The 26,570-nt window shown below is 68.2% G+C and carries 27 protein-coding genes; 13 read left to right on the forward strand and 14 right to left on the reverse strand.

Going from position 1 to position 26,570, the window contains the following annotated elements; genetic code table 11:
• Window positions 1–112: 112 nt before the first annotated feature.
• The 5 genes from LMI96_RS04025 to LMI96_RS04045 all read left to right on the forward strand — a co-directional run bounded on the left by LMI96_RS04025 (window position 113) and on the right by LMI96_RS04045 (window position 4,806).
• Window positions 113–742: a biotin transporter BioY gene (locus LMI96_RS04025; RefSeq protein ID WP_228360558.1), complete on the forward strand. Its 630-nt coding sequence runs from the start codon at window positions 113–115 to the stop codon at window positions 740–742.
• Window positions 743–826: 84 nt separating this feature from the next.
• On the forward strand, window positions 827–1,858 hold the full coding sequence (locus LMI96_RS04030; protein ID WP_223721313.1) for an iron-siderophore ABC transporter substrate-binding protein: 1,032 nt from the start codon (window positions 827–829) through the stop codon (window positions 1,856–1,858).
• A 28-nt stretch (window positions 1,859–1,886) separates the two neighbouring features.
• Window positions 1,887–2,930 carry an iron ABC transporter permease gene (locus tag LMI96_RS04035; protein ID WP_228360559.1) on the forward strand — a complete coding sequence of 348 codons (1,044 nt, stop codon included), beginning with the start codon at window positions 1,887–1,889 and terminating at the stop codon, window positions 2,928–2,930.
• Window positions 2,927–3,976, forward strand: a complete 1,050-nt coding sequence (locus tag LMI96_RS04040; protein WP_228360560.1) for an iron chelate uptake ABC transporter family permease subunit — start codon at window positions 2,927–2,929, stop codon at window positions 3,974–3,976. The genes LMI96_RS04035 and LMI96_RS04040 overlap by 4 nt, the downstream gene beginning before the upstream one ends.
• The gene (locus LMI96_RS04045; RefSeq protein ID WP_228360561.1) at window positions 3,973–4,806 is read left to right on the forward strand and encodes an ABC transporter ATP-binding protein; all 834 of its coding nucleotides are present in this window, start codon (window positions 3,973–3,975) and stop codon (window positions 4,804–4,806) included. The genes LMI96_RS04040 and LMI96_RS04045 overlap by 4 nt, the downstream gene beginning before the upstream one ends.
• A gap of 6 nt (window positions 4,807–4,812) precedes the next feature.
• On the opposite strand, the gene LMI96_RS04050 is transcribed toward LMI96_RS04045, so the two are convergent.
• From LMI96_RS04050 to sufB, 7 genes are read right to left on the reverse strand one after another with little or no spacing between them, the layout of a single operon-like run.
• Complete coding sequence (locus tag LMI96_RS04050) at window positions 4,813–5,745, reverse strand: siderophore-interacting protein (protein WP_228360562.1); 933 nt, start codon at window positions 5,743–5,745, stop codon at window positions 4,813–4,815.
• Window positions 5,746–5,776: 31 nt separating this feature from the next.
• Window positions 5,777–6,946 carry a MalY/PatB family protein gene (locus tag LMI96_RS04055; protein ID WP_228360563.1) on the reverse strand — a complete coding sequence of 390 codons (1,170 nt, stop codon included), beginning with the start codon at window positions 6,944–6,946 and terminating at the stop codon, window positions 5,777–5,779.
• 8 nt (window positions 6,947–6,954) lie between these two features.
• Window positions 6,955–7,284 carry a metal-sulfur cluster assembly factor gene (locus LMI96_RS04060; protein WP_223721318.1) on the reverse strand — a complete coding sequence of 110 codons (330 nt, stop codon included), beginning with the start codon at window positions 7,282–7,284 and terminating at the stop codon, window positions 6,955–6,957.
• 9 nt (window positions 7,285–7,293) lie between these two features.
• The gene (sufC, locus tag LMI96_RS04065) at window positions 7,294–8,064 is read right to left on the reverse strand and encodes a Fe-S cluster assembly ATPase SufC (RefSeq protein WP_223721319.1); all 771 of its coding nucleotides are present in this window, start codon (window positions 8,062–8,064) and stop codon (window positions 7,294–7,296) included.
• A gap of 11 nt (window positions 8,065–8,075) precedes the next feature.
• Window positions 8,076–8,405: a non-heme iron oxygenase ferredoxin subunit gene (locus LMI96_RS04070; protein WP_223721320.1), complete on the reverse strand. Its 330-nt coding sequence runs from the start codon at window positions 8,403–8,405 to the stop codon at window positions 8,076–8,078.
• The gene (gene sufD, locus LMI96_RS04075; RefSeq protein ID WP_228360564.1) at window positions 8,402–9,583 is read right to left on the reverse strand and encodes a Fe-S cluster assembly protein SufD; all 1,182 of its coding nucleotides are present in this window, start codon (window positions 9,581–9,583) and stop codon (window positions 8,402–8,404) included. Before sufD ends, LMI96_RS04070 begins: the two co-directional genes overlap by 4 nt.
• Entirely contained in the window at window positions 9,583–11,001 is a 1,419-nt protein-coding gene (gene sufB / locus LMI96_RS04080; protein ID WP_223721322.1) for a Fe-S cluster assembly protein SufB, read from the reverse strand. The genes sufD and sufB overlap by 1 nt, the downstream gene beginning before the upstream one ends.
• Before the next feature lie 249 nt (window positions 11,002–11,250).
• Between sufB and LMI96_RS04085 the strand changes: the two genes are divergently transcribed.
• On the forward strand, window positions 11,251–12,186 hold the full coding sequence (locus tag LMI96_RS04085; protein ID WP_374197906.1) for a heme A synthase: 936 nt from the start codon (window positions 11,251–11,253) through the stop codon (window positions 12,184–12,186).
• 120 nt (window positions 12,187–12,306) lie between these two features.
• Entirely contained in the window at window positions 12,307–12,699 is a 393-nt protein-coding gene (locus LMI96_RS04090) for a dinucleotide-utilizing enzyme (RefSeq protein ID WP_223721323.1), read from the forward strand.
• A gap of 65 nt (window positions 12,700–12,764) precedes the next feature.
• On the opposite strand, the gene LMI96_RS04095 is transcribed toward LMI96_RS04090, so the two are convergent.
• The gene (locus LMI96_RS04095; protein ID WP_223721324.1) at window positions 12,765–13,691 is read right to left on the reverse strand and encodes a heme o synthase; all 927 of its coding nucleotides are present in this window, start codon (window positions 13,689–13,691) and stop codon (window positions 12,765–12,767) included.
• Between the two features lie 137 nt (window positions 13,692–13,828).
• Here LMI96_RS04095 and tkt point away from each other — a divergent pair, with 137 nt between their 5' ends.
• Genes tkt through pgl form a run of 6 tightly spaced genes read left to right on the forward strand, consistent with a single transcriptional unit; the run spans window position 13,829 to window position 21,936 of the window.
• Complete coding sequence (gene tkt / locus LMI96_RS04100; protein WP_223721325.1) at window positions 13,829–15,928, forward strand: transketolase; 2,100 nt, start codon at window positions 13,829–13,831, stop codon at window positions 15,926–15,928.
• Complete coding sequence (gene tal / locus LMI96_RS04105; protein WP_228360566.1) at window positions 15,925–17,031, forward strand: transaldolase; 1,107 nt, start codon at window positions 15,925–15,927, stop codon at window positions 17,029–17,031. Before tkt ends, tal begins: the two co-directional genes overlap by 4 nt.
• The gene (locus tag LMI96_RS04110) at window positions 17,028–18,650 is read left to right on the forward strand and encodes a glucose-6-phosphate isomerase (protein WP_223721327.1); all 1,623 of its coding nucleotides are present in this window, start codon (window positions 17,028–17,030) and stop codon (window positions 18,648–18,650) included. Before tal ends, LMI96_RS04110 begins: the two co-directional genes overlap by 4 nt.
• Before the next feature lie 15 nt (window positions 18,651–18,665).
• Window positions 18,666–20,216 (forward strand): glucose-6-phosphate dehydrogenase, encoded by a 1,551-nt coding sequence (zwf, locus tag LMI96_RS04115; RefSeq protein WP_223721328.1) that lies wholly within the window; start codon window positions 18,666–18,668, stop codon window positions 20,214–20,216.
• Window positions 20,213–21,157, forward strand: coding sequence for a glucose-6-phosphate dehydrogenase assembly protein OpcA (locus tag LMI96_RS04120; RefSeq protein WP_223721329.1), 945 nt, complete (start codon window positions 20,213–20,215; stop codon window positions 21,155–21,157). The genes zwf and LMI96_RS04120 overlap by 4 nt, the downstream gene beginning before the upstream one ends.
• Window positions 21,154–21,936 (forward strand): 6-phosphogluconolactonase, encoded by a 783-nt coding sequence (gene pgl, locus LMI96_RS04125; RefSeq protein ID WP_223721330.1) that lies wholly within the window; start codon window positions 21,154–21,156, stop codon window positions 21,934–21,936. Before LMI96_RS04120 ends, pgl begins: the two co-directional genes overlap by 4 nt.
• A gap of 71 nt (window positions 21,937–22,007) precedes the next feature.
• Here pgl and LMI96_RS04130 read toward each other — a convergent pair whose 3' ends face one another.
• The 6 genes from LMI96_RS04130 to LMI96_RS04155 all read right to left on the reverse strand — a co-directional run bounded on the left by LMI96_RS04130 (window position 22,008) and on the right by LMI96_RS04155 (window position 26,516).
• Window positions 22,008–22,364 carry an RNA polymerase-binding protein RbpA gene (locus LMI96_RS04130; RefSeq protein WP_223721331.1) on the reverse strand — a complete coding sequence of 119 codons (357 nt, stop codon included), beginning with the start codon at window positions 22,362–22,364 and terminating at the stop codon, window positions 22,008–22,010.
• A 1-nt stretch (window position 22,365) separates the two neighbouring features.
• Window positions 22,366–22,617 (reverse strand): preprotein translocase subunit SecG, encoded by a 252-nt coding sequence (secG, locus tag LMI96_RS04135; protein ID WP_223721332.1) that lies wholly within the window; start codon window positions 22,615–22,617, stop codon window positions 22,366–22,368.
• 106 nt (window positions 22,618–22,723) lie between these two features.
• Window positions 22,724–23,515, reverse strand: coding sequence for a triose-phosphate isomerase (tpiA, locus tag LMI96_RS04140; RefSeq protein ID WP_223721333.1), 792 nt, complete (start codon window positions 23,513–23,515; stop codon window positions 22,724–22,726).
• Window positions 23,503–24,720 (reverse strand): phosphoglycerate kinase, encoded by a 1,218-nt coding sequence (gene pgk / locus LMI96_RS04145; protein WP_228360567.1) that lies wholly within the window; start codon window positions 24,718–24,720, stop codon window positions 23,503–23,505. The genes tpiA and pgk overlap by 13 nt, the downstream gene beginning before the upstream one ends.
• 10 nt (window positions 24,721–24,730) lie before the next feature.
• A complete protein-coding gene (gene gap / locus LMI96_RS04150; protein ID WP_228360568.1) occupies window positions 24,731–25,741 on the reverse strand; it encodes a type I glyceraldehyde-3-phosphate dehydrogenase in 1,011 nt (336 codons plus the stop codon).
• 148 nt (window positions 25,742–25,889) lie between these two features.
• The gene (locus LMI96_RS04155; RefSeq protein WP_223721336.1) at window positions 25,890–26,516 is read right to left on the reverse strand and encodes a superoxide dismutase; all 627 of its coding nucleotides are present in this window, start codon (window positions 26,514–26,516) and stop codon (window positions 25,890–25,892) included.
• Window positions 26,517–26,570 lie beyond the last annotated feature (54 nt).

The raw sequence follows: 26,570 nt of genomic DNA on the forward strand, positions 1-26,570 counted from the left end.
ACGGCGAGCCACGGCATCCGGCGTCCGCCCTCCTCATCGCGCGCGCGGAGTCGCCCTAGGATGAGTCGCGACGCCCGCACGACTGCGGCGGGCCCGACGTCTGAGGAGAACCATGTCCGTCGCCGTTCCCGCATCCGGCCGCCGTGTCCTGGCCGATATCGTCGCTCGCCCGTCCACCCGAGCTCGCGCATTCGCCGTCGATGCCGCGCTCGTCGTGGCCGGTGTCCTCGTGGTCGCCCTGCTCGCGCGGGTGTCGTTCTTCATCGGTCCCGTGCCGATCACCGGGCAGACCGCCGGCGTCGTGATGGTGGGCGCGGCTCTCGGTGCGCGCCGTGGCGCGGCCAGCATGGCCACGTACCTTCTCGCCGGACTCGCCGGGCTGCCCGTCTTCGCCGGCGGCGTCGGCGGACCGCTCTATGTTCTCGCGCCCTCGTTCGGCTTCATCCTCGGATTCATTCCGGCCGCGTTCGTCGCCGGCTACTTCGCCGAGCGCGCCTGGGACCGCAAGCCTGTCCTTGCCTTCGTCGGCTTCGTCGCGGCGAGCGTCGTGCCGTTCCTGGTCGGTGTGCCCTACATGGCGCTGATCCTCGCCCAGGTGCTCGGCCAGTCCGTCTCGTTCGCCTCGGTGATGGCGTCGGGCGTCATTCCGTTCATCGTGCCGGGCCTGGTGAAGGCCGCGTTCGTCGCGGTTCTGCTCCCCCTCGTGTGGACCGTGGTGCGCAAGGTCGACCGCTCGCGCTGACCCACGCGGGAGGAGCTCCGGTTGGCAACCGGGCAGGGCATATATGTAAGGTAAGGCATCCCTTACATGATCTCTGGAGGTCTCGTGTCGCGTACACGCTCTGCCCTCGTCGCTGTCGCGGCGGCCGCCCTGCTCCTCACCGGCTGCAGCACAGGTGCCTCGAGCACCACGTCCACCGACTCGGCCGCCGCACCCGACGGCGCGTTCCCCGTCACGATCGAGAACGCCTTCGGCGAGACCACGATCGACGCTCAGCCGGAGCGCGTCGTGACGCTCGACTGGGGCAACCAGGATGCGGCACTGGCCCTCGGCGTCGTGCCGGTGGCCATGCCGAAGGTGACCTACGGCGATGAAGACGGCGACGGACTCCTCCCCTGGACGAAGGCGAAGCTCGACGAGCTCGGTGCCGAGACTCCGGTGCTGATGGACGAGACCGACGGCTACGACTACGAGGCCATCGCGGATGCGCGCCCCGACGTCATCCTCGCCGCATACTCCGGCATGACGCAGGAGCAGTACGACACGCTCACCAAGATCGCCCCCGTGGTGACCTACCAGGACGTCGCCTGGGGCACCTCCTGGCAGGACATGACCATCCTCGACGGCACGGCGCTCGGTCTCGAGCAGGAGGCGAAGGATCTCGTCACCTCGCTCGAGGATCACGTGACGACGGAGGCGGCGAAGTACCCGGCTCTCGCGGGGAAGAACTTCCTCCTCACCTACTACGACCCCACCGACCTCAGCAACGTGAACTACTACAGCACCCGCGACCCGCGCGTCGGCTTCCTCGAGGAGATGGGTCTGGGATCGGCCGCGTACGTCGCCGAGCAGTCGGATGCATCCGAGACGTTCTGGTTCCAGACGAGCGCCGAGCAGATCGAGGACTTCCAAGACGTCCAGCTGATCGTCGCGTACGGCTCGGACGACATGGTCGCCACCCTGCAGGCCGACCCGCTGCTCTCGCGCATCCCCGCGGTGGCGGACGGCGCGATCGCGATCATCGACAGCGCGACCACCCTGTCCACCGTCATCACCCCGAGCCCCCTCACGATCGGTTCCGCCGAGGGCGACGACTACATCCGCGTCGTGGGCGAGGCGGCCGAGAAGGCTTCTTGATGCCCATCAGCCGAAGCGCACGTCGGTCGTGAGCACCACGACACCCGTCGCCGCCCCCCGCACGCCGCTTCGGCGTCGCTGGGGGCGGCGACGGGCGATCTGGCTGACGATCCTCGTCGTCGCACTGGTCGCGATCGCCCTCCTCTCGGTGACCTTCGGGGCGCGCGCCGTCGGATGGACCGACATCTGGGCGGGCGTCACGGGCTCGACCGACACCACGGCGGCCGCCGCCGTGAACAAGCGCATCCCCCGCACCATCCTCGCGATCCTCGTCGGCGCCGCCCTGGCCGTCGCCGGTACCGTGCTGCAGGGTGCGACGCGCAATCCGCTCGCCGATCCGCAGATCCTCGGCATCAACGGCGGCGCATCACTCGTCGTGGTGATCGGAATCGCCTACCTCGGACTCTCCGCACCCGCCGACTACATCTGGTTCGGGATGGCCGGAGCCGCCCTTGCCGCCGTGTTCGTATACTCCGTCGGTTCGATCGGCCGAGGGGGTGCGACGCCGCTCAAGCTCGCCCTGGCCGGCGCGGTCACCGCGGTCGCGTTCACCTCGCTCGTCAGCGCCATCCTGCTTCCCCGCATCGACGTGATGAGCCAGTTCCGCTTCTGGCAGGTCGGCGGTGTCGGCGGAGCCACGATGCCGACCATCGTCCAGGTTCTCCCCTTCCTCGCCGTCGGGCTCGTCATCTGCCTCCTCTGCGCGCCCGCCCTGAACACCCTCGCGCTCGGCGACGAACTCGCCGCGGGGCTCGGGGAGCGCGTCCGCACCGCACGTCTGGTGTCGACGCTCGGCGCGATCATCCTCTGCGGCGCCGCGACCGCGGTCGCCGGCCCCATCGGGTTCGTCGGGCTGGTCGTCCCCCACATCTGCCGTCTGCTGATCGGCGTCGATCACCGGTGGCTGCTCCCGTTCTCCGCGATCGGCGGCGCGATTCTGCTGACCGGCGCCGACATCGTCGGCCGCGTGATCGCCCGCCCCCAGGAGATCGAGGTGGGTATCATCACCGCCCTGATCGGCGCCCCGTTCTTCATCGCGATCGTGCGACGTCAGAAGGTGCGTGCCCTGTGACGACCCGGATCTCCCCCGACACCGTCGCGCTCGTTCGGCACGGTCGCCGCACCCGCTCACGCCGGTGGGTCGCGGTCTGCGTGACCCTCGCCGCGGTGACCGCCGTCGCCTTCGCGCTCTCGCTGATGCTCGGCCAGACCTTCTACACACCGGCCGAGGTCTGGGGAGTGATCGTCGGCCAGCAGGTTCCCGGCGCATCCTTCACGGTCGGCGAACTGCGACTCCCCCGGGCCACGACCGCGGTGTTGACCGGCATCTGCTTCGGGATGGGCGGGGTGGTCTTCCAGACGATGCTGCGAAACCCGTTGGCCAGTCCGGACGTCATCGGCATCAGCTCGGGCGCGAGCGCCGCGGCCGTGATCGGCATCGTCGTCCTGTCGCTCGACGAGACCCCCGTCTCGTTTCTCGCGACGGGCGCGGCACTCGCCGCCGCGCTCCTCATCTACGTGCTCGCCTACAAGAAGGGCGGCTCGGGCGCGCGGCTCATCCTCGTCGGCATCGGCGTCGCGGCGATCTTCAACGCCGTCGTGTCGTACGTCATCTCGCGCGCAGCGGAGTGGGACCTGCAGACCGCCATGCGGTGGATCACCGGAAATCTCAACGACGCGACCTGGAACCGCACGATCCCGTTGGCCCTCGTCATGGTGATCGTGGTGCCCCTTCTCCTGCTCCGCTCTCGGGATCTGGAGATCCTGCGACTCGGTGATGACACCGCGGCGGCCCTCGGGCTGCGGGTGGAGCGACGCCGGATCGTCTTGATCGTGCTGGCCGTGATCCTGCTCGCTTTCGCCACGGCGGCGGCCGGGCCCATCTCGTTCGTGGCGTTCCTCGCCGGCCCCATCGCCGTCCGCATCCTCGGGCCGGTCGGCTCTCCGGTGCTGGCCGCCGGTCTCGTCGGCGGTCTGCTCGTGCTCGTGGCCGATTTCGCCGCGCAGTACGCGTTCGGCACACGCCTCCCCGTCGGTGTCATCACCGGCGTTCTGGGAGCGCCGTATCTCGTCTACCTGCTCATCCGCAGCAGCCGTACCGGAGGATCCTCGATATGACCGTCCACCGCTCTCTCGTCGCAGACCGGGTCACCCTCGGCTACGGCGACCGCGTGATCGTCGACGCCCTCGACCTCGAGGTCCCTGCTGGGCGCATCACGACGATCGTCGGTGCGAACGCCTGCGGCAAGTCGACGCTCCTGAAGTCGATGGCACGTCTGCTCGCGCCGACCTCGGGCAGCGTCCTGCTCGACGGAAAGGCGATCCACCGGCAGCCCACGCGGCAGGTGGCGCGCGTGCTGGGTCTGCTGCCGCAGTCGCCCATCGCGCCCGACGGCATCGCCGTGTCGGATCTGGTCAGCCGCGGCCGGCATCCACACCAGGGCGCGCTCGCGCGCTGGACGCAGACCGATGAGGACGCGATCGCCCGCGCGCTGGACGCCACGGGGACGGTGCACCTGGCCGACCGACCGGTCGACGAGCTGAGCGGCGGGCAGCGCCAGCGCGCCTGGATCGCCATGGCGCTCGCGCAGGAGACCGACGTGCTGCTCCTCGACGAGCCCACGACGTTCCTCGACATCAGCCACCAGATCGACGTCCTCGATCTCCTGACCGACCTCAACCGGGAGCGCGGCACGACCATCGTCATGGTGCTGCACGATCTGAACCTGGCCGCGCGCTACGCCGACCATCTCGTCGCCATGGCGGACGGCGCGATCGTCGCCTCGGGCACATCGTCCGACGTGCTCACGGCCGCCACCGTGCGCGAGGTGTTCGGCCTGAACAGCCGCATCATCTCCGACCCGCTCACCGGCCGCCCGATGGTGGTGCCGATGGGCCGGCACCACACCGTCGTCGAACCCGACGACGTGGCGCACCAGGGCGCCTGACTCCGCTCACCCCGTGCGCTCGGAGAGGCCCTTGCGCCAGTAGCCCATGAACGCGACCCGGCGACGGTCGACGCCGTGCGCCGTCACGAGCAGCCGGCGCAGAGTCTTCACGGTGGCCGATTCTCCCGCCATCCACGCGTAGAACTCCCCCTGAGCGTCTTCGGGACTGTCCCACAGCATGTCGACGTCGACGTCGATCTCCTCCAGCGTCTGCGGCGCAGGGGCCCCGGCACGCGTCAGCACGTCGCGCGAGGCGTCGGCCCACGCGGAGACCGCCTCGATCAGCGCCTCACCGTGCGCGCGCTCTCCGCGCGGAAGCCAACAGATGTTCGCGGATGACGACACCGGCAGCACATCGGCATCGCCGGGGACCTCGATGAAGGCGTCGACCAGATGATCGGCGCCGAGGGACTCCAGGATGCTGCAGATCGCGGGCGCAGCGGTCTCGTCACCGGCGAGCAGCAACCGCCGGGCCGTGCCCGGATGCCAGTCGATGCCGAGCCGCCAGTCCTCGCTCCCCCCATCGGGACCGACAATGACGAGCTCGTCGCCGGGGGCGGCCGCATCCGCCCACGCGCCCGCGGGACCGGGCTCGTGGTGCAGCACGAAGTCGATGTCGAGTTCGAGCGCATCGGGTGCAGCGCGCCGAACGGTGTACGTCCGGAACGGGGTGCGTGCCTCGAGGGGCAGCGCGCGCCAGCGGTCGTACCAGGCGGCGGCAGCAATGGCTTCCGGGTCGGTCTGACCCACGTCGCACACCGTCCCGTCCGGCCCGGGGAAGAGGATCTTGACCCGCTGGTCGAGCCCCGCGGTACCGAGATCGGTGAACTGCGGGCTCGTGAATGTGATCCGCACGAAGCTCGGCGACAAACGGTTCACCCGCATCACGGTGGCGAGGTACGGGCGGTAGGCGGGCCTCGTGGCCGAAAGAGTCGTCACCTGATGAGGGTAGCCTTACCTTCGCTCTCGCTCAATTCGAACGGTGTGCGACGAGCGCGCCGATCCGCTCGATCGCCTCCGTGAGCACCTCGGGGGCGCACCCCAGATTGATACGCACGTGCCCGGTACCCTCGGCCCCGAACGCCGGACCGTAGTGCAGGGCGACCCGGGCGTCGCGGAGAATTCGCTTGGCCGGATTCGGGCCCCACCCGAGCGCGGACAGGTCGACCCACGCCAGATAGCCGGCCTCCGGCACCCGGTACACGGCTTCCGGCAGATGATCGCGGAGCAGATCCTCGAGGAGCCGGCGGTTCCGATCGATCGAGACGAGCAGCGAATCGAGCCAGGCATCGCTCTCCGGCGAAAATGCGGCTACTCCGGCGAGGGCTCCGAAAAGCCCCGTCCGCCACTCCACCTCTTCCGGAAGGGCTCGCACGACCGCTGTCGTGGCGTCGTCCGCGGTGACCATGATCGCGCACTTCAGACCGGCCAGATTGAACGCCTTGCTCGCCGACACGACCGCGTAGCCGACGCGCGCCGACACAGCGGATGCGGCGAGGAACGGCGTGAACTCGGCCTCCGCGTGGGTGAGCGGCGCATGGATCTCGTCGCTCACGACCGTCGCGCCGTACCGGTCGGCCAGCTCCGCGAGCGCAACCAGTCTCTCCCGCGAATGCACGGTGCCCGTGGGATTGTGCGGGTTGCACAGCAGAACCGCACGAGCTCCCCCGGCCAGCGCCGCCTCGATCCCCTCGAGGTCGAGGCTCCAGCCGTTCGGGCCGCGGCGCAGCGGCACGCGCTCGGCGACCGCACCCGCCTCCGGGACGCACTCGAAGAACGGCGGGTACACCGGCGGAGTGACCACGACCCGATCCCCGGGCACGGTCACGCGGCGGAGGATCTCCACCACGCCGGAGATGACGTCGGCCGTCGTCCGCATCCGTGCAGGATCCGGCGACCAGCCGAAGCGACGCTCGGCGAACCCCGCGTAGGCGGAGCGGATGCCGGAGTCCTCGGGCGTGTACCCGGTGTCGCCGAGAGCGACGGCTCGCATGAGCGCCTCGGTGATCGCGGGCGCCAGGGCAAAGTCCGTCTCGGCGACGAACAGCGGCAGCACATCGTCCGGGTACGTCCGCCACTTCGCGCTCTGCCGCTCCCGGAGCTGCGACAGCGGCAGCGCCTCGAGAGGCTCAGCGCGCACGGACCTGCTCAGATCGCGAAGCCGAGGGCGCGCATCATGTCGCGCCCGTCGTCGGTGATCCGTTCCGGGCCCCACGGCGGCATCCATACCCAGTTGATCCGGAACCTATCGACGACGGAGTCGAGCGCCTGCGCCGTCTGCTCCTCCAGCACGTCGGTCAGCGGGCAGCCGGCCGAGGTGAGCGTCATATGGATGATGAGAGCGTCGTTCTCGTCGTCCCAGGCCAGGTCGTAGATGAGGCCGAGGTCGACGACGTTGATCCCGAGTTCCGGGTCCATGACGTCTTTCAGGGCCTCGGTGACGTCGTCGTACTTCTCGTTCGTGAGAGTCGCGGTCATGGCGCGAGTCTACGCGTCCGCGTCGGCGACGGGCTCGAGGAATCGGTCGTATCCCTCGTTCTCCAGCCGCTCGGCCAGCTCGGGCCCGCCCTCTTCCGCGACGCGTCCCTTGACGAGAACGTGCACGAAGTCCGGCTGGATGTAGCGCAGGATGCGCGTGTAGTGCGTGATGAGCAGCACGCCGAGGTCGCTCGACGACTTCGCACGGTTGACGCCCTCGGACACGATCTTCAGCGCGTCGACGTCGAGACCCGAGTCGGTCTCATCGAGCACGGCGATGCGCGGCTTCAGCAGCTCCAACTGGAGAATCTCGTGGCGCTTCTTCTCTCCGCCCGAGAAGCCTTCGTTGACGTTGCGGGACGCGAATTTCGCATCCATCCGAAGGTCCTTCATGGCGGACTTGACGTCCTTGGTCCAGGTCCGGATCGAGGGAGCCTCGCCGTCGATGGCGGTCTTCGCGGTGCGCAGGAAGTTCGTCACCGTCACGCCCGGAATCTCCACCGGGTACTGCATCGCGAGGAACAGGCCCGCGCGGGCGCGCTCGTCGACCGTCATGGCGAGGACGTCCTCGCCGTCGAGCGTGATCGAACCGCTCGTGACCGTGTACTTGGGGTGGCCGGCGATCGTGTAGGCGAGGGTCGACTTGCCCGACCCGTTCGGGCCCATGATGGCGTGCGTCTCACCCGTGCGGATGGTCAGCGTAATGCCGTTCAGGATGGGGGTGACGCCCTCATCGGTCTCGACCGTCACGTGCAGGTCGCGGATCTCCAGGACAGACATGGTGTTCCTCTTCAGTTGACGTTCTTGGTCACGGCCGGGTCGATGAGCACATCGTCCCCGTCGATCGTGACCGCGTAGACAGGGACCGGCTCGTACGCCGGCAGGTTCAGGGGGTGTCCGGTGCGGAGCGAGAATGCGGATCCGTGCGCCCAGCACTCGAGCGTGTCGCCCTCGACGAAGCCCTCGGACAACGAGATGTCGCCGTGCGTGCAGACATCGCCGATCGCATGCACTTCGCCCTCGCCGTCGAGCACGACGGCCATTGCGACACCGTCGATCTCGACCCGGCGGGCGGTGTCCTGCTCGAGTTCGCTCAGCCCGCAGACGCGCACCGCCGTCACCGAAGTTCTCCCTCGGCGAGCTCCGCCTCGATGCGCCCGACGAGGCCGTCCTCGAGCTCGGGGATGCCGATCTTCTGCACGATCTCCATCAGGAATCCGAGGACGACCAGGCGGCGCGCCTCGTCTTCACCGATTCCGCGCGCCTGCAGGTAGAACAACTGCTCGTCGTCGAACCGACCGGTCGCGCTCGCATGTCCGGCGCCGCGGATGTCGCCGGTCTGGATCTCAAGGTTCGGGATCGAGTCGGCACGGGCGCCGTCGGTGAGCACGAGGTTGCGGTTCGCCTCGTACGAGTCGGTGCCGACCGCATCCGGTCCGATCAGCACGTCGCCGATCCAGACCGAGCGGGCGGTGTCGCCCTGGAGCGCTCCCTTGTAGAGAACGTCGCCGGAGGTCTGCGGTCCCTTGTGGAACATGTAAACCTGGCTCTCCAGGTGCTGACCCGCATCCGCGAAGGAGAGGCCGTAGAGCTCGCCGCGTGAGCCGGAACCGGCGAGTTCGACGCTGGGGTTCACCCGCACGACACCTCCGCCGAAGCTGATGACGATGTGCCGCAGTCGCGCATCGCGGTCGACGCGGGACTGGTGCGCCGAAAGGTGCACCGCATCGTCGTCCCACTCCTGCAGTGTGAGCACCGTCAGGTCGGCGCCATCACGGACGATGATCTCGACGTTCTGAGCGAACGCCGCCGTACCCGCGTGGCGCAGGATGACGGTCGCGCGGGAGTTCGTTCCGGCTTCGATCACGAGGTGCTGGTGCGCGCGTCCGCCGGCGCCGCGAAGGTCGATGACCGACGGTTCGTCGAGTTCCGCGTTCGCCGGAACACTGAGGTACAGCGCCTCCGCGGAACGCGACCAGGCGATCGCGGCCGAGATGTCTTCCGGGCGGAAGACCTCGCCGCGGGGCGCCGCGCCGATGGCGAGACCGGCTGCCGCCAACGGCCCGGAGACGCTGATCCCGACGGCCCCCTCGTCACCCGGTGCGTCGTCCAGCAGGCGCTGCACGCGGGCGATGGGCGTGTGCTTCCAGTTGACCTCGCGGCCGGTCGGCGCGCCGAACTCGGACGGATCGAAGGAGCGCAGTCGCTCGGAGCGGGTCTGCACGGGCACGAATGCCGCGGCAGGATCGATGTGGCCCTCCGTGTGCGTCTCCGCGGGGGCCTGAGTTGCCGAGCTCATCAGCCGACGGATCCTTCCATGCCCATCTCGATGAGCTTGTTGAGTTCGAGTGCGTATTCCATCGGCAATTCGCGCGCGATGGGTTCGATGAACCCGCGCACGATCATCGCCATCGCCTCGTCCTCGGCCAGGCCGCGGCTCATGAGGTAGAAGAGCTGCTCTTCGCTGACCTTCGAGACGGTGGCCTCGTGACCGAGCTGCACGTCGTCGACGCGGATGTCGATCGCCGGGTAGGTGTCCGACCGCGAGATCGAATCCACCAGCAGCGCGTCGCAGCGCACCGTGTTGGCGGAGTGATGGGCGTTGGCGTCGACGCGGACCTCGCCGCGGTAACCCGCACGACCTCCGCCGCGAGCGATCGACTTCGAGACGATCGACGACTGCGTGTAGGGCGCCATGTGCACCATCTTCGCGCCGGCGTCCTGGTGCTGACCGGGCCCGGCGAAGGCGACCGACAGCGTCTCGCCCTTGGCGTGCTCGCCCATGAGGTAGATGGACGGGTACTTCATGGTGACCTTCGAGCCGATGTTGCCGTCGACCCATTCCATGGTCGCGCCCTCATGGGCGATCGCACGCTTGGTCACGAGGTTGTAGACGTTGTTCGACCAGTTCTGGATCGTCGTGTACCGAACGCGGGCGTTCTTCTTCACGATGATCTCCACGACCGCGGAGTGCAGCGAGTCGCTCTTGTAGATCGGCGCCGTGCAGCCCTCGATGTAGTGCACGTACGAACCCTCGTCCGCGATGATCAGCGTCCGCTCGAACTGACCCATGTTCTCGGTGTTGATCCGGAAGTAGGCCTGCAGCGGGATCTCGACGTGCACGCCCTTCGGGACGTACACGAAGGAACCGCCCGACCAGACGGCCGTGTTCAGCGCGGCGAACTTGTTGTCACCCGCGGGGATGACCGAACCGAAGTACTCGGTGAAGAACTCGGGGTGCTCGCGGAGGGCCGTATCGGTGTCCATGAAGATGACGCCCTGCGCTTCCAGATCCTCCTGGATCTGGTGGTAGACGACCTCGGACTCGTACTGGGCCGCGACGCCCGAGACGAGGCGGGAACGCTCCGCCTCCGGGATGCCGAGCTTCTCGTACGTGTTGCGGATGTCTTCGGGGAGATCCTCCCAGGACTGCGCCTGCTTCTCCGTCGAACGCACGAAGTACTTGATGTTCTCGAAGTCGATGTCACTGAGGTCGGCGCCCCAGGTCGGCATGGGTTTGCGTCCGAACAGCTGGTACGCCTTCAGGCGGTTCTTCAGCATCCACTCGGGCTCGGCCTTCAGCGCCGAGATGTCGCGCACGACGGCTTCGGTCAGGCCGCGCTTCGCGCTGGCACCGGCCGCATCCGCGTCGTGCCATCCGAATTCGTACACTCCGAGGCCCGCAAGCTCCGGTCGATCGATCAGCACATCCGACATGGTGTGTCACTCTCCTCTTAGGGCCCAACGGTGTCATCCGTGCCGGCATTCCGTTTCGCGCGAGTTCGCGAGGGGATGCCGCTTCCGGCCCGATCAGAAGGCGCAGGCTGTGCACCTAAACTGTCAGTGATGCGGAACGCGTTGGCGTCGCATCCCGAACCCCTTGATTCTACAGGTACCGCCCCCTCGCCGGGCGGCGGCGCCGGGTCGCGAACCCGAAGCGCGACCGCATTTCGGAAGGCGCGAACAATGGCTGCCGGTACGCAGACGAACGACCGAACCGGCGCGCTCGCGCGCTTCGCGGGATGGCTTCCGGGCCGGGTGGACACCCGCATCCGCGTGTTCGCGTGGATGTCCTTCGTCGCGGAAGTGCTCATCATCGGCACGGGTGGCGCCGTGCGGCTCACGGGATCCGGGCTCGGCTGCCCGACGTGGCCCACGTGCACCGCGGAGTCGATCGTCAACACGCCCGAGATGGGCATCCACGGAATCATCGAGTTCGGCAACCGGACGCTGACCGGACTCGTCGGAATCCTCGCCGTGATCGTCGTGGTCCTCCTCTGGCGGATGCGGCGGGAGCGCCGCGATCTGTTCGTCCTCGCCGCGATCGTGCTGCTCGGCATCCTCGCTCAGGCGATCGTCGGCGGCATCACCGTCCTGACGGGCCTGAACCCCTTCATCGTCGGGTTCCACTACATTGCGTCGGTCGTGCTCGTCTGCGTCGGCGCCGCATTCCTCGCCCGGATGGACGAGCCCGGCGGAACTCGCCGGCTCACCGTGCCGCGCGGGTTCGCGATCGCCACGCACGTCACGACGCTGGTGCTGGCGGTCACCGTCGTCGTCGGTGTGCTGACGACCGGCGCCGGTCCGCACTCCGGCGACGCGGCGGCGGCCCGCAACGGGTTCGACGCCGAGATCCTTGAGCACGTGCACTCGTGGCCGGGATACACGCTGTTCGCCCTCACGCTCGTGCTCACCGCCCTGGCCTGGCTGCGCCGCTACCCCGTGCGCCGCTGGCTGACCGCCCTTCTCGCGGTGGAGGTCGTCCAGATCGCGGTGGGCCTCTATCAGGCGCGCAACGGCCTTCCCGAGCTGGCCGTCGGCGTGCACATGGTACTCGCGGCGCTCACCGCCGCGACCATGACGGTCGTCGTGCTCCGGCTGAAGCGGGCGTCCGGCGAGTAGCCGAACGGCCTTGCGCACACAGCGGATGCATAGGCGACGCATCGCGCGCACCAGGAACGGCCGGGCAGGGTGGCTGATGGCGCGGCAACCGTTGCCGCCCGTTTGAGGAGTTCGCCCCACATGAACACACGTCCCCGCCTGACACGCAGCATCCCCTTCTGGGGCCTCGTCGTGGGATCCGCCGCCAGCATCGGCTTCGGCGTCTGGCTGACGGTCGACAAGCTCACGGTCATGGAAGCGAAGCTGCTCGACGGCAGCGCCACCGGTGTCGAGGTCTACGGAGGCCAGGCCTGGGTCGTCTTCGCCGCCGCATTCATCGTCGCGGGACTCGTCGGACTGATCGCCGCGCTCGCGCTCGGCGCCGCGAAGACCTTCACGGCACGCCCCGTCGAGGTCGTCGAAGCCATCTCCTGGCAGCAGGAGGAGCCGGAGGTCGAGATCCCGGCCGACGAGCCCGTCGTCACCGCCCCGGCGTCCGAGGCACCGACCGAGTCGGAGCCCGCGAACCGCTGAACCACCGCGGGAAACGAGAACGGCGCCGGTCAGATGACCGGGGCCGTTCTCGTTGGTTCAGAGACTCAGAACGGAAGCAGCGGATCGATCGCGATCGCCACGAACAGGAGCGTCAAGTAGGTGATGGACGCGTGGAACACGCGCATGGGGCGGGGCTCCGTGCCGCGCACGGCGCGGTTGTAGAGGCGGTGTGACTCGTAGAGGAACCAGCCGCCGAAGACGACGGCGGATGCGGAGTACACGATGCCCATCGACGCCACCGGGATCAGCAGCACCGAGCACGCGACCGTCGCCCAGGCGTACAGGATGACCTGCAAACCGACCTGCGATCCCGAACGCGTCGCGCCGAGCATGGGGACGTCGACGTCCTCGTACTGCGTCTTGTACTTCATCGACAGCGGCCAGTAGTGCGGCGGCGTCCACAGGAAGACCAGCAGGAAGAGGATGGCGGGTGTCCACGAGAGCGATCCGGTGACCGCACTCCAGCCGATCACGACCGGGAAGCAGCCCGCGATGCCGCCCCAGACGATGTTCTGCTCGGTGCGCCGCTTGAGGATGATCGTGTAGACGACGACGTAGAAGAAGATCGCGGCGACCGAGAGCGATGCGGCCAGCCAGTTCGTCGTCAGCAGCAGCCAGACGGTCGAGACGACCGCGAGGGTCCAGGCGAAGATCAATCCGCCACGCGGCGATATCTCACCCGTCACGAGCGGGCGGTTCTCGGTGCGCTGCATGTGCGCATCGATGTCGCGATCGAGGTACATGTTGAAGGCCGCCGCGGAACCGGCGCTGAGCGATCCGCCGACGACGGTCGCGAGCACGAGCCAAAGATTCGGGAGGCCGTTCTGCGCCAGAATCATGACCGGAACGGTCGTCACCAGCAGCAGTTCGAGAACCCGGGGCTTTGTCAGCGAGATGTAGGCGCGGACCGTGCGGCGAAGGGAATGGCGTACCTCGGATGCGTCGAGCGTCGCACTCGTCGTGATGTCCATCTGCCCCGCAATCGCCCCGCTGTCACGTCCCTCCAGTCTATGCTGAAACAACACACGCGCCCCGCCCCGGCCCCCGCACGCACCGACGTGATGGGAATCCGGAACGGCGCGGCGCTCCTCTTCTGAAAGGCGGTCCTGTGGCCGATTTGCGTTGGGATGAGATCGATGAGCGCGCCGTGGACACGGCCCGAATCCTCGCGGCCGATGCCGTGGAGAAGGTGGGCAACGGGCACCCCGGCACCGCAATGAGCCTCGCGCCGGCCGCGTACCTGCTGTACCAGCACGTGCTGCGCCACGACCCGGCGGATCCCCACTGGCTCGGCCGCGACCGGTTCATCCTGTCTGCGGGCCATTCGTCGCTCACGCAGTACGTGCAGCTGTATCTGGGGGGCTTCGGCCTCGAGCTGTCCGACCTGCAGGCGCTCCGCACCTGGGGTTCGCTGACCCCCGGCCACCCGGAGTACGGCCACACCAAGGGCGTCGAGATCACCACCGGCCCGCTCGGCCAGGGTCTCGCCTCCTCCGTCGGGTTCGCGTACGCGGCCCGCTACGAGCGCGGCCTGTTCGATCCCGAGGCCGCCGAAGGCACCTCACCGTTCGACCACTTCGTGTACGTCATCGCGTCCGACGGTGACCTCGAAGAGGGCGTCACGAGCGAGGCATCCTCGCTCGCCGGTCACCAGCAGCTCGGCAACCTGGTCGTCATCTACGACGCCAACCAGATCTCGATCGAGGACGACACCAACGTCGCCTTCACCGAAGATGTCGCGAAGCGCTACGAGGCATACGGATGGCACGTGCAGACGGTCGACTGGAAGGCCTCCGGTCAGTACGTCGAAGACGTTCCCGAGCTGTACTCGGCGATCGAGGCCGCCAAGGGCGAGACGGCCAAGCCGTCGATCATCATCCTGAAGACCATCATCGGATGGCCCTCCCCCGGCAAGCAGAACAGCGGCAAGATCCACGGTTCGGCGCTCGGCGCCGACGAGCTCGCCGCGACGAAGAAGGTGCTCGGGTTCGACCCGGAGAAGAACTTCGACGTCGCCGACGACGTGCTCGCGCACACCCGCTCGCTCGTCGAGCGCGGCGAAGCGGCGAAGGCCGAGTGGCAGACCGGATTCGACGCATGGGCCGAGGCCAACCCGGAGCGCAAGGCGCTCCTGGATCGTCTGCTCTCCGGCGAGCTGCCGGAAAACATCGCCGACGCGCTCCCCGTGTTCGCCGCCGGCAAGGAGGTCTCGACCCGCGCCGCCTCCGGCCAGGTCATCAACGCGCTGGCCGCCGAGCTCCCCGAGCTCTGGGGCGGATCGGCCGACCTCGCCGAGTCGAACCTGACGACCATCAAGAACGCGTCGTCGTTCATCCCGGAGGAATGGTCGACCCACGAGTGGAGCGGTTCGCCCTACGGGCGCGTTCTGCACTTCGGCATCCGCGAGCACGCCATGGGGTCGATCCTCAACGGCATCAAGCTGCACGGACCCACCCGGCCCTTCGGCGGCACCTTCCTGATCTTCAGCGACTACATGCGCCCGCCGGTTCGTCTGGCCGCCCTCATGAACATCCCGACGATCTTCGTGTGGACGCACGACTCCGTCGCGCTGGGTGAAGACGGTCCGACGCACCAGCCCATCGAGCAGGTCGCCACCCTCCGCGCCATCCCGAACTTCGCTCTCGTGCGTCCGGCGGATGCCAACGAGACGGCCGTCGTCTGGCTCGAGATGCTGCGCCGCCAGACCGGCCCGAGCGGCATCGCCCTGACCCGCCAAAACATCCCGGTGTTCGAGCGTGGCACGGGCGCCGCATCCGGTGACGAGTTCGCCTCGGCGAACCTCGCCACCAAGGGCGCATACGTTCTGGCCGAGGCGGCCAACGGCACGCCCGACGTGATCCTCATCGGTACCGGTTCCGAGGTCCAGCTCGCCGTCGAGGCGCGCGAGGCGCTCGCGGCCGAGGGCGTGCACGCACGGGTCGTGTCGGCACCGTCGCTCGAGTGGTTCGCCGAGCAGGACGAGGAGTACCGCGAGAGCGTGCTGCCGAAGGCCATCAAGGCGCGCGTGTCGGTCGAGGCCGGAACGGCGCTCAGCTGGCACGCCATCGTCGGCGACGCGGGACGATCCGTCTCGATCGAGCACTTCGGTGCGTCTGCCGACTACAAGACCCTGTTCCAGAAGTTCGGCATCACGACCGAAGCCGTCATCGCCGCGGCACGCGAGACGATCAAGGAGACCCACGCATGAGCACCCCCACCGAACAGCTCGCCGCCGCCGGAGTCAGCATCTGGCTCGACGACCTGTCGCGCGAGCGGATCACGACCGGCAACCTCGCTGCGCTGATCACCGAGCGAAACGTCTCCGGCGTCACGACCAACCCGACGATCTTCGCCGGCGCGCTGGCCAAGGGCGAGGCGTACGCCGAGCAGGTCGCCACGCTGGCCGCTGCCGACGCGAGCGTCGACGCGGCGATCTTCGAGATCACCACCGACGACGTGCAGTCCGCATCCGACATCTTCCGTCCCGTCTACGACGCGACGCGCGGAGTCGACGGGCGCGTGTCGATCGAGGTCTCCCCCGACCTCGCACACGACACCGCGGCCACTGTCGCGGAGGCTAAGAAGCTGTGGGCCAAGGTTGACCGGCCGAATGCTCTCATCAAGATCCCCGCGACGAAGGCCGGCCTGCCCGCCATCACCGAGGTGATCGGCGCCGGCATCTCGGTGAACGTCACGCTGATCTTCAGCCTCGAGCGGTACGCCGCCGTGATCGACGCGTACCTCGCCGGCATCGAGAAGGCGCGCGACGCGGGCCTGGACCTCTCCACGATCCACTCCGTCGCCTCGTTCTTCGTGTCGCGCGTCGACACCGAGATCGACAAGCGACTGAAGGCGATCGATACGGATGAGGCGACCGCGCTCATCGGCCGGGCGGGCATCGCGAACGCGCGACTCGCCTACGAGCTGTTCGAGCGGGAGTTCGAGACCGAGCGCGCCACCTCCCTCCTCGCGGCGGGGGCGAACGTGCAGCGTCCGCTGTGGGCATCCACCGGCGTCAAGGATCCGGCGCTCCCCGACACGTTGTACGTGACCGAGCTCGTCGCGGCCGGCACGGTCAACACGATGCCGGAGAAGACGCTCGAGGCGACCTTCGACCACGCGGAGATCACGGGCGACACGATCACGGTCAACTACGCCGACGCGCACGACGTGTTCGACCGCCTCGCGGCGGTCGGCGTAGACGTCGTCGACGCGACGCAGGTGCTCGAGGACGAGGGCGTCGAGAAGTTCATCGTCTCCTGGCACGAGCTGCAGGGTACGGTCGCGGAGGCGCTGAAGGCCGCACGATGAGCTTCGACCTCCACCTCAGTGGACGGGTCCGTGACGTCGTTTCGGATACCCTTCCCGCGCTCGTCGAGAGCCTCGTCGCGTCGGGGATCACGGCGGGTGACCCGGATCTCTGGGGCGCCTCGGCGGCGGACGACGCCGCCGGGCGGCTCGGATGGGTGCAGGCCGTCTCGGTCTCCCGTCCGCTCGTCGACGAGATCACGACGCTCCGCGACGTGCTTCGTGCCGACGGTGTGACCCGCATCGTGCTCGCCGGTATGGGCGGCTCGTCGCTTGCTCCCGAGGTGATCGCCCAGACCGCGGGCGTGCCGCTCGTGATCCTCGACTCGACGGCGCCCGCCCAGGTGCTCGCCGCCATCGACGGAGACACCGAGCTCGGCGGGTTGGCGCAGACCGCGCTGGTCGTGTCGTCGAAGTCCGGGTCGACCGTGGAGACGGATTCCGCGAAGCGCGCGTTCGAGACGGCCTTCCGCGACGTCGGGATCGATCCCGCGTCGCGCATCATCGTCGTCACCGACCCCGGTTCACCGCTCGAGGAGTCCGCGCGGGCAGACGGGTACACGGTCTTCACCGCCGACCCGACCGTCGGCGGGCGCTACTCGGCGCTGACGGCCTTCGGACTCGTTCCGACGGGGCTTGCCGGGGTCGATCTCGACGAGCTTCTCGATGAGGCGGAGGCGACGCTCCTCGAGGTCGCGATCGACGACGCGCGCAATCCCGCTCTCGTGCTGGCAGCCGCGATCGCCGGTGGCGAACCTCGCCGCGACAAGCTCGGTCTCATCACCGACGGAACGCACATCATCGGCCTTCCGGACTGGATCGAGCAGCTCATCGCCGAGTCGACGGGCAAGAACGGCACCGGCATCCTGCCCGTCGTCCTGCTGCCCGTGTCGCCGGAAGTCGAGAACACCCCGGACGATGTGCAGCTCGTTCGTTTGGTCGACGACGTGCACCACGATCATCTCTTCGAGCGTCACCACGGCGAGGTGCTCGTGAGCGGATCGCTCGGCGCGCAGTTCATCGTCTGGGAGTACGCGACGGCGATCGCCGGGCGGATGCTGGGCATCAACCCGTTCGATCAGCCCGATGTCGAGTCGGCCAAGTCCGCGACCCGCGCTCTCCTCGAGGCGCGGCCCGCTCGCGTGGCGCCCGCATTCACGACAGACGGCGTCGAGGTGCGGGTGTCCGACCCGGCGCTCGCGGCATCGGGAACCATCGCGGGCGTCCTCGACGCCCTGTGGGCGCAGATTCCGGCTGACGGCTACGTGTCCATCCAGGCGTACGTCGACCGGCAGGGACTCGCTCCCCTCCAGGGGCTCCGCGAGCTCGTCGCCGCAGATTCCGGGCGGCCGACCACGTTCGGCTGGGGCCCGCGGTTCCTGCACTCGACCGGTCAGTACCACAAGGGCGGTCCCGCGAACGGCGTCTACCTGCAGATCCTGCAGCAGGGCGAGGTCGATGTCGAGATCCCCGGCCGTCCCTTCACCTTCGGTCAGCTGATCGAGGCGCAGGCCGCCGGCGATGCCGCCGTCCTCGCCGAAGGCCACGGCCGTCCGGTCGTCACGCTCACCCTCACCGATTCCCAGGCCGATGTTCTCGCCCTGTTCGAAGCCGCTCAATAGGAGAAGATCGACCCGATGACTGTCGAGATCTCGCGCGGGCACAACCCCCTGCGCGACCCGGACGACCGGCGCCTGAACCGCATTGCGGGACCCAGCGCCCTCGTCATCTTCGGCGTGACAGGAGACCTGTCACGCAAGAAGCTCATGCCCGCCGTCTACGACCTGGCCAACCGCGGTCTGCTGCCTCCCGGCTTCGGACTCGTCGGTTTCGCGCGTCGCGACTGGGAGGACGAGGACTTCGCCCAGGTCGTGTACGAGGCCGTCAAGGAGCACTCGCGCACCGAGTTCCGCGAGGAGACCTGGGCCCAGCTCCTGCAGGGCATCCGCTTCGTGCAGGGCGAGTTCGACGATCTCGACGCGTTCCGCCGTCTTCGTGAGACGGTCGAAACGCTCGACGTCGAACGCGGCACGATGGGGAACCACGCGTACTACCTGTCGATTCCGCCGAAGGACTTCCCGATCGTCGCGCAGCAGTTGAAGGCGTCGGGGCTCGTGGATGACACCGCGGATGCCTCCGACCGCTGGCGCCGCGTCGTGATCGAGAAGCCGTTCGGCCACGACCTCGACTCGGCCCGCGCCCTGAACGACGCGCTCCGCTCCGCGTTCCCGACCGATTCGATCTTCCGCATCGACCACTACCTCGGTAAGGAGACGGTGCAGAACATCCTCGCGCTCCGTTTCGCCAACGAGCTGTACGAACCGATCTGGAACCGGAACTACGTCGACCACGTGCAGATCACGATGGCCGAGGACATCGGCGTCGGCGGACGCGCCGGGTACTACGACGGAATCGGCGCGGCTCGCGACGTCATCCAGAACCATCTCCTGCAGCTTCTCGCGCTCACCGCGATGGAGGAGCCGATCAGCTTCGACGCGACGCAGTTGCGGGCGGAGAAGGAGAAGGTGCTCGCCGCGGTGACGCTGCCCGAGGATCTGAGCCTCGCGACCGCTCGCGGTCAATACGGCGGCGGATGGCAGGGCGGCGAGAAGGTGCGCGGCTTCCTCGAAGAGGACGGGATGGACCCGAACTCCACGACCGAGACGTACGCCGCCATCAAGCTCGAGATCAACACGCGACGCTGGGCCGATGTGCCGTTCTACCTGCGCACCGGAAAACGCCTCGGCCGACGCGTGACCGAGATCGCAGTCGTCTTCAAGCAGTCGCCCGAGCTGCTGTTCGGGCGCAGCGCCACGGCAGGACAAGGCCAGAACGCCCTCGTCATCCGGGTGCAGCCCGACGAGGGCGTCACCATCCGGTTCGGCTCCAAGGTTCCCGGCGCCGACAACCAGGTGCGCGACGTGACGATGGACTTCGGCTACGGCCATGCGTTCACCGAGGCGAGCCCGGAGGCGTACGAGCGCCTCATCCTCGACGTTCTGCTCGGCGATCCGCCGCTGTTTCCGCGCCACGAAGAGGTCGAGCTCAGCTGGAAGATCCTCGACCCGATCGAGAAGTTCTGGGAGGCTCAGGGCGGCGCTCTCGAGCAGTACTCCCCCGGTTCGTGGGGTCCGAGCTCGGCGGACGAGCTCCTCTCCCGCGATGGACGCACTTGGAGGCGCCCGTGATCGTCGACCTGCCTGACACGACCGTCAGCAAGATCTCCCGTGCCCTCATCGACGTGCGCGAAGAGGGCGGGGCAGTGGCCCTCGGCCGCGTCCTGACGCTCGTGATCGCCACGCGGCGCGGCATCGAGGAAGAGGCCATCGAGGCCGCGAACGATGCCTCGCGGGAACACCCCATGCGCGTCATCGTGCTGCTAGACACTCCGGACGGCGACGCTCGGCTCGACGCGCAGATCCGTGTCGGCGGAGACGCCGGCGCGAGCGAGGTCGTCCTGCTGCACGCGTACGGCGCCGCAGGCTCCAACACGGAGAGCCTGGTGACGGGACTTCTTCTTCCGGATGCCCCGGTCGTCGTGTGGTGGCCCGAGGACACCCCGCCCGTCCCGTCGCAGTCCGCGCTCGGCCGAATCGCTCAGCGTCGCATCACGGATGCGGCAACCCAGGAAGACCCGCACACGTGGGTCCAGGGACTCGGCGCGAACTACGCTCCCGGCGACACCGATCTCGCCTGGACCCGGCTCACCCGGTGGCGCGAACAGCTCGCTGCGGTGCTCGACCAGCCGCCGTACCAGGAGGTCACCGCCGCCGAGGTTCTGGGTGGGGCGGATTCCCCGTCGACTCCGCTTCTCGCGGCATGGCTCACGCTGCAGCTGAAGATCGATGTGTCGTGGCGCTATCTCGACGCGTCGGAGTGGGCGCACGGCATCAAGTCGGTGCGGCTCACCCGCGAGGATGGCGACATCCTCCTGGAGCGTCCCGACCCGGCGACCGCCGTGCTCACCCAGCCCGGGCAGCCGACGCACGAGCTGGCGTTCCCGCGCCGCTCGCTGCGTGAGTGCCTGGCGGAGGAGCTCCGCCGTCTCGACCCCGACGCGCTGTACGGGCGCGTGATCACGGAGGGGTGCGACCTGGTCGAATCCCGCACGGAGAGCGAGACCCGATGACATCGCAGGTCGCGGAGAAGCAGGTCGTCGTTCGCGCCGACCCCGACGCCCTCGCTCGGGCGGTGGCTTCGCGACTGCTCAGCCGCGTATCGAAGCGCGTTGTCGAGGGCAAGCTCGCGCATGTCTCGCTGACGGGCGGATCGATGGCGGGCCAGGTGCTGGCTGCCGTCGCCGCCCACCCGCGACGTGCCGAGATCGACTGGTCGCTCGTGCACTTCTGGTGGAGTGATGAGCGGTTCGTTCCGCGCGGCTCCGCAGACCGGAACGACGCGGTGGCCGCGGCGACTCTCTTCGACCTGATCGACATCCCGGCCGATCACATCCATGCGATGGCCGCGTCCGACGACGGTCTCGATCTCGACGCGGCGGCGGACGCCTACGCGGCCGAGCTCGCACGATTCGCCGACCCGGCGGTCGGCGCCTGGCCGTCGTTCGACGTCTGCTTCCTGGGTGTCGGACCCGATGCGCATATCGCGTCGCTGTTCCCCGACCGCCCGGAGATCAGCATCACCGATCGTGCGGCGGTGCCGGTGCGCGAGTCGCCCAAGCCGCCCGCCGAACGCATCACGATGACGCGACCGGTGATCAATTCCTCCAAGCGCGTCTGGATGGTGCTGGTCGGCCCCGACAAGGCCTCGGCGCTCGGCCTGGCCCTCGCCGGAGCCAGCTACCAGAGCGTTCCCGCAGCGGGCGCCAAGGGACGCAAACGGACGGTGTTCTTCGTCGATGAGGCGGCCGCCGGCAAGGTGCCGCCGGAGCTCATCGACATCGACTACTGAGCGGCGCCGAGTCGCTCACATGATGAAGGGGCGGATGCAGCTGCATCCGCCCCTTCATCATGTACCGGTGGTCAGCTCTGACCGCGCCGATCGCGAACCTTCTTGAGCGCATCGTCGAGGAGCTCGACGGCTTCGTCGTCGGTGCGACGCTCTTTCACATAGGCGAGGTGCGTCTTGTAGGGCTCGGCCTTCGCCACGGCCGGCGGGTTCGCCTGGTCGCGACCGGCCGGGAGCCCCGAGTGCGGGGAGTCGATCGTGTCGGGGATCTCGTCTTCGGTGATGCCGGCAGCGAAGTACCGGGTCGTCTCGTTGCCGAGGGCATCCCAGTAGGACACCGCGACGCGGTCGGCGTGGTACCCGTGATCCTGCTCGCCCATCGGGCCGGCGCCGACACGAGTGCCGCGGATCGCGTTGCCTCCGGTGGCCATGTCAGACCAGTCCGGAGAACTTGGTGACCAGACCCAGGGCCACGATCGAGACGAACCAGGTGAGCGCGAGAACGACCGTGAAGCGGTTCAGGTTGCGCTCGGCAAGGCCGGATGATCCCATGGTCGAACTCATTCCGCCACCGAACATGTCGGAGAGGCCGCCACCGCGGCCCTTGTGCAGCAGGATGAGCAAAGTCAGCAGAAGGCTCGTGATGCCGAGGAGCACCTGGAGCACGAACTCGAGGATCTGCACTGTGGTCGTACCCTTTCCCGGCGACCCGTCGGACCGCACAAGGGTTAAGTATAGCGAGCCGGGCGGACGCTTCCGGGAGGCCGGTCGGACCGGCCTCCCGGAAGTGTCACACGCCGACGTGCTTCTGGAATCGGATGATGGCAGCGAACTCGTCCGCAACGAGGCTCGCCCCGCCGACGAGCGCGCCGTCGACGTCGGGCTCACGCAGGAAGCTGGCGATGTTGCTCGACTTCACGGACCCGCCGTAGAGCACACGGGTACGCGCGGCCGCGTCGGCACCGAGGGTCTCCGCGACCACCTCGCGGAGCTTCGCGCACACCTCCTGCGCCTGATCGGGCGTCGCCGCCTGGCCCGAGCCGATGGCCCAGACCGGCTCGTACGCCACAACGATCTCGGCGTCCGCCGCGACGCCCTCGAGGGCGACGCGCAACTGGCCGACCGGAACAGCGCTCGCGCCGAACTCTTCGAGGTCTGCGGCGGTCTCACCGACGCAGATCACCGGGCGAAGCCCGTGGCGGAGGGCCGCAGCGACCTTCGCGGCCACGACCTCATCCGACTCGGCGTGGTACTCGCGACGCTCGGAGTGCCCGATGATCACGTATGCGGCATCCAGCTTGGCGAGGAACGCGCCCGAGATCTCACCCGTGTACGCGCCCGAATCGTGCGTCGAGATGTCCTGCGCGCCGAGGGCGAACGGGATCTTGTCGGCATCGATGAGGGTCTGCACCGTCCGAAGATCGGTGAACGGCGGGAACAGTGCCACCTCGACGGTGTCGGACTCGTGCTTCGCGTCCTTCAGCGTCCAGTGCAGCTTCTGCACGAGCGCGACGGCCTGGAGGTGGTCCAGGTTCATCTTCCAGTTACCCGCGATGAGCGGTGTTCTGGTCACAGCGACCATCCGAGGACCTCCAGTCCGGGGAGCTTCTTACCTTCGAGGAACTCCAGGCTCGCTCCGCCGCCGGTGGAGATGTGACCGAAACGGTCGTCCGAGAACCCGAGCTGACGCACGGCGGCCGCGGAGTCGCCGCCACCGACGACGGACAGTCCGTCGACCTCGGTGAGCGCCTGAGCGACGGTCTTGGTTCCGCTCGCGAAGGCCGGCATCTCGAACACGCCCATCGGCCCATTCCAGAACACGGTCTTGCTGCCGCGGATGGCGTCCGCGAAGATCTTCGCGGTCTCGGGTCCGATGTCGAGGCCCAGACCGGAGGAACCGAACGGAGTGTCTTCGAGAGCGTCCGCGGCGGCGACCACGTGGTCCGCATCCGCACTGAACGAGGAAGCAACGACGGCGTCGACCGGGAAGATCAGCGTGACGCCGCGCTCCTTGGCCGTCGCGATGTATCCCTTGACGGTCTCGATCTGGTCCTTCTCGAGCAGGCTGGCCCCCACGGGGTACCCTTCGGCCGCGAGGAACGTGAACATCATTCCGCCGCCGACCAGGATCGTGTCCACGCGCGGCAGCAGGTGCGCGATGACGCCCAGCTTGTCGCTGACCTTCGACCCGCCGAGCACGACCGCGTACGGGCGCTCGGGGTTCTCGGTCAGACGGTCGAGCACGTCGACCTCGGTCTCGATCAGGAGACCGGCCGCCGACGGGAGCAGCTCGGCCAGGTCGTAGACACTGGCCTGCTTGCGGTGCACGACACCGAACCCGTCCGAGACGAGCGCGTCGCCGAGCTCGGCGAGCTGCTGCGCGAACGCACGGCGCTCGCCCTCGTCCTTCGAGGTCTCTCCGGGATTGAATCGGAGGTTCTCGATGACGGTGACGTCGCCGTCCTGAAGCGAGGCGACAGCCTCGTGGGCCGACTCCCCCACCGTGTCGCGAGCGAACGCGACGGGCTTTCCGAGCAGCTCCGACAGTCGCTGCGCGACCGGCTCGAGGCTGTACTTCGGGTCGGGTGCCCCATCGGGTCGTCCCAGGTGGGAGGCGACGATGAGGCGGGCGCCCTGATCGATCAGGGCGTTGAGGGTGGGAAGCGTCGCCCGAACGCGACCATCGTCCGTGATGACCCCGTCCCGCAAGGGGACATTGAGGTCAGCACGGACGATGACGCGCTTACCGGCGAGCGACCCCAGCGAGGCAAGGGTGCGCAGTGCCATGATGAGGCGCTTACAGGCTCTCTGCGACGTACTCGGTCAGGTCGACGAGACGGTTGGAGTAGCCCCACTCGTTGTCGTACCACGCCGAGACCTTGACCAGGTTGCCGCTGACGTTGGTCAGCTCCGAGTCGAAGATCGAGGAGTGCGGGTTGCCCTGGATGTCGCTGGAGACGATCGGGTCCTCGGTGTACTGCAGGAATCCGGCGAGACGGCCTTCGGCCGCCGCTGCCTTGTAGGCCGCGTTGACCGTCTCGACCGTCAGGCCCTCGGTGGGGGTGACGATCGTGAGGTCGACGATCGAGCCGGTGGGAACCGGCACGCGGTACGACGAGCCGCTGAGCTTGCCGTTCAGCTCGGGCAGAACGTGGCCGATGGCCTTGGCGGCTCCGGTCGAGGCCGGCACGATGTTGATCGCGGCGCCGCGCGCACGACGGAGGTCGCTGTGCGGGCCGTCCTGCAGGTTCTGGTCGGCCGTGTACGCGTGTGCGGTCATCATGAAGCCGCGCTCGATGCCGAATGCGTCGTTGAAGACCTGCGCGAGGGGCGCGAGGCAGTTCGTGGTGCACGACGCGTTCGAGATGATGACGTCGGTCTCGGGGTTGTAGTCGCCCTCGTTGACACCCATGACGATCGTGACGTCGTCACCCGTGGCGGGTGCCGAGATCAGGACCTTCTTTGCGCCGCCGGCGACGTGCTTCTTCGCGTCCTCGGCCTTGGTGAAGCGGCCGGTCGACTCGATGACGATGTCGACTCCCAGCTCGCCCCAGGGGAGGTTGGCGGGGTCGCGCTCTTCGAAGACCTTGATCTTCTTGCCGCCGACGGTGATCGAGTCCGCGTCGTACGACACCTCTTCGGTGAGCGGGCCGCCGACGGAGTCGTACTTCAACAGGTGCGCGAGCGTCTTGTTGTCGGTGAGGTCGTTCACCGCCACGATTTCCAGGTCAGCTCCCTGCGCGAGTGCTGCGCGCAAGTAGTTGCGTCCGATACGGCCGAAGCCGTTGATGCCGATCTTGACAGACACGGTGTCTCCCGTTTTCTCGTCGCGCCGTAGCGCCTTATCTTTCCCGAGATGGACCCCCGGGACGGAACCGAAAACAGGGTGCATCGGCTCCGAAGAAGAGGATGCCGGAGCCCCGCAAAAGCGAGGGCTGCGCGGCATCCTCACCTGATCATGACACTACCAGCAGGCCTGCCGTCTTCTCCCGAGCCGTGACAAAGCGGGTCTGAACATTGGCCCAGTCGGTGATGTTCCAGAACGCCTTGACGTAGTCGGCACGGACGTTCTTGTAGTCGAGGTAGTACGCGTGCTCCCAGACGTCGAGCAGCAGCAGCGGCACGGAGCCGGCGGCGAACTGCGACTGCTGGTCGAAGAACTGCTGGATGATGAGGTTCTCACCGATTGAGTCCCAGAAGAGACCCGCCCATCCGGAGCCCTGGACGCCCAGCGCCGCGGCCGTGAAGTGGGCCTGGAACTTGTCGAACGAACCGAAGTGGTCGGTGATCGCGGACTCCAGCTCGCCGGTCGGCTTGTCGCCACCGTTCGGAGACAGGTTCGTCCAGAAGATCGAGTGGTTCGTGTGGCCGCCGAGGTTGAACGCGAGGTCCTTCTCGAGCTTGTTGATGTTGGCCAGGTTGCCAGAATCCCGGGCTTCGGCCAGCTGCTCCAGCGCGGTGTTGGCGCCGGTTACGTAGGCCTGGTGGTGCTTGCTGTGGTGCAGCTCCATGATCGTTCCGCTGATGCTCGGCTCGAGCGCGGCGTAGTCGTACGTGAGTTCGGGCAGCGTGTACTTTGCCATAATCTCTTCTTCCTGTCGGCGCCGCGCCGAAGTCCTCGGAGCGACGAGGGGACG

The organism is Microbacterium sp. cx-59, from assembly GCF_020805625.1.
Taxonomy (GTDB): domain Bacteria; phylum Actinomycetota; class Actinomycetes; order Actinomycetales; family Microbacteriaceae; genus Microbacterium.